The sequence below is a fragment of the Nostoc sp. NMS4 genome, assembly GCF_017115095.1.
Classification (GTDB): Bacteria; Cyanobacteriota; Cyanobacteriia; order Cyanobacteriales; family Nostocaceae; genus Nostoc.
In genome coordinates this window covers 1-2631 of sequence record NZ_JABXKI010000307.1, presented here as the reverse complement: position 1 = coordinate 2631, position 2631 = coordinate 1, and the positions used below count along the sequence as shown (strand labels likewise).

At 43.9% G+C, this 2631-nt stretch carries 2 protein-coding genes and 1 pseudogene; 2 read left to right on the top strand and 1 reads right to left on the bottom strand.

The window, feature by feature from the left end; genetic code table 11:
* Positions 1 to 36: 36 nt before the first annotated feature.
* Positions 37 to 1074: pseudogene (locus HWQ37_RS28930) on the top strand (RNA-guided endonuclease InsQ/TnpB family protein); the annotation flags it as partial.
* 149 nt (positions 1075 to 1223) lie between these two features.
* Positions 1224 to 1901 (top strand): phosphoribosylanthranilate isomerase, encoded by a 678-nt coding sequence (locus HWQ37_RS28925; RefSeq protein WP_292753859.1) that lies wholly within the window; start codon positions 1224 to 1226, stop codon positions 1899 to 1901.
* A gap of 87 nt (positions 1902 to 1988) precedes the next feature.
* Here the strand turns inward: HWQ37_RS28925 and HWQ37_RS28920 are convergent.
* On the bottom strand, positions 1989 to 2631 hold a 643-nt coding region (locus HWQ37_RS28920), incomplete at its 5' end, for a GAF domain-containing protein (RefSeq protein WP_292753858.1).

Sequence of the window (2631 nt, the reverse complement as noted above, 5' to 3'; positions counted from 1 at the left end):
CGTTTAACTAATGGATAGGAATTCAATGTTAAAAAGGCTCTCAATAGGTTGTTTCAGCAAGGGAGATTAGCTGGAAAGCCGAAGCCTCCCAAGTACCGTAAAGGGGGATTAAACGTTGTCACCTATCCCAAGCAAGCTCTTAGATTGATAGATGGTAGTATCCGAATTCCCTTAGGAAACAAGGTTAAAGTCTGGTTTGGGATTGACTCATTCACAATCCCGTGTCCTCGTAATTTGAACTTTAAAGACATTCGGGAATTACGGATACTCCCTCGGAATCGATGTTTCTACGCTGAATTTGTCTACAAGTTGACGGCAATAGAAACAAGTCTTAATCCTGAGAATGCTTTATCGATTGACCCCGGAATGGACAACTGGCTAACCGGCGTTTCCACAGCCGGCACTAGCTTCATTATTGACGGGAAGCACGTTAAATCCCTAAATCGCTGGTACAACAAGAAAGTATCTACGATTAAAGAGGGAAAACCTCAAGGATTCTGGTCTAAAAAGTTGGCGCATCTCACGGAGAAAAGAAACCGTCAGATGCGCGATGCTGTTAATAAGGCAGCAAGGTTAGTAATTAACCACGCACGAGAGAATAATATTGGAACCGTTGTTTTTGGCTGGAACCAAGGTCAGAAACAACAATCCAACCTGGGTTCTAAGAACAACCAAAAATGGGTACAGGTTCCGACAGCCAGACTCAAAACTAGAATCCAACAATTGTGCGAACAATATGGGATTCGATTCATAGAAACTGAGGAGTCATATACCTCTTCATCCTCGTTTGTCGATGGCGATTATCTTCCTGTATACGGTGAAAAACCCGATGATTGGAAGCCGTCAGGCAGACGAGTTAAGCGCGGTTTGTATAGAACTGCCCTCAACTGGTACATCAATGCGGACTGCAATGGTGCATCAAACATTTTGAGGAAAGTAAGCGGAATGCTTGGAATTGCTCTGAGCGGACTGTCTAGGGTGCCTTTGACAGCACCCCAAAGAATTTTTCTTTGGTCAGCTAAGAAGATTAAACGGAGGGACGGTGTTTTAACCCGTCCCGAAGTATCCGCTTAGAATCCCCCGTCATTTATGCGAGGGAGTGTCAATCACTGCCAAGAAGTATATAGATCTATCCAAAAAATAGCCTGAAATCTTTTTAAATCTTGGGCTAAAGTTTAGTTTCTGGAGATGTCTAATGTAATCAAATTCAAGGTAAGAGTTTCATGGAACCGACAAAAAGACCCAGAGTGAAAATTTGCTGTATTAGCAGTGTCGAAGAAGCAAATCTTGCCATTCATTATGGAGCTTCGGCATTAGGCTTAGTCTCAGAGATGCCAAGCGGTCCGGGGATGCTGTTCGAGGGTTTGATTGCCCAAGTGGCGGCGATTATACCACCGACAGTGTCTTCGTTTTTGCTAACCAGTAAGGTCGATACTTTAGGGATTGTCGCACAGCAACGACGCCTGGGCGTGAATACGATTCAGCTTTGTGATCGCTTGCAATCCGGTACTCACGACGATTTGCGTCAGGCATTACCAGGAATTGCGATCGTTCAGGTGATTCATATTACAGGTTCAGAATCAATAGACGAATCCGTTTCTATTGCGCCTCACGTCCATGGGCTCTTACTGGATTCTGGAAATCAGTCCTTGGCTATCAAAGAACTTGGCGGTACAGGACAAATCCACAATTGGGAGATTAGCAGACGCATCAGAGAGTTAGTGGATGTGCCAGTTTTCCTGGCAGGAGGACTTACTCCTGATAATGTTGCCGCCGCTATTCGACAGGTAGAACCATTTGGGGTGGATGTTTGTAGTGGTGTCCGCACTAAGGGAAAATTGGATGAGTTGAAGCTATCTCAGTTCTTTAGTCAAGTTTCAGCGAGTTTTGGTAACGCCTAATCTGAAAATGAGGGGCAGAGGGGGAAAATTTTTCATTCTTTTGTTGCGATCGCAAGTTCCCAAGAATCTACAAAGAAACTTCACTGGTCAAACTGAGCTTAGAACACCGATGATAACAGGCTTGCCGCTAAATTTTGTTCTTGTTCCATAAGCTTGTACATCAATCAGACTTCCGTCTTTCCGTTGCCCTTTGAATGTACAGGAGAGGCTTTTGTTCTGGCTATAAGCTTGAAAACACGGATTTATCTGCTCGGCAAAGAATTTACGGTTGTTTGCTGCTATGAGATCGAGTATTGATTCGATAGTAATAAATTCAATAAACGTATATCCAAAAATTGCTGCTACCCCAGGGGAAGTGTACATAAATCTTCCATCCTCAATAATGATATAAATGCCGAGCAAAGAGAGTTTTTCCCCAGGGTCAGCTTGCTCATCTGTTTTGTGTAACTCCTTGCCTGCTACCTGGTTTATTTTATGTGACTCTGGCTGTAGCTGTTGGCGTTCGACATAAAGCGAGGCATGTTCAAGGATAATCGCTATTTGCTCGGCACTCATCTGCATTAAATAGGCAGATTCAGGGGTAAAATGTCCCGGCTGCGAGTGCATTAGGGTGATAAGAGCCTGTAACACCTTGCCCTTAAAAATCGGTACACAAATTGCAGAACGAACTTTGTAAGGCTCATTAGGTAGCCTCAACCAGCGCTCATCATTCAATGTATCGGCAATCAGT